The following is a 224-nucleotide window of genomic DNA, read 5'->3' on the forward strand; positions in this document are numbered from 1 at the left end:
GGCGCCATCGCCCACAAGACCTCGCGCTCCATCAGCGATTCGCGCACCAGCCGGAACTCGTAATGCTCGAGATAGCGCAGCCCGCCATGGATCAGCTTGGTCGCCCCCGACGAGGTCCCCGAGGCGAAATCGCCCATCTCCGCCAAGGCCACCGAATAGCCGCGCCCCGCCGCATCCCGCGCGATCCCGCAGCCGTTGATCCCGCCCCCGATCACGAATAGGTC

At 67.9% G+C, this 224-nt stretch carries 1 protein-coding gene; it reads right to left on the bottom strand.

From position 1 onward, the window contains the following. A partial coding sequence (locus ACPYOI_RS37415; RefSeq protein ID WP_481424345.1) for an FAD-dependent oxidoreductase occupies positions 1–224 on the bottom strand: 224 nt, incomplete at both ends.

The sequence above is a fragment of the Rhizobium sp. SVR5-2C genome (assembly GCF_056755115.1).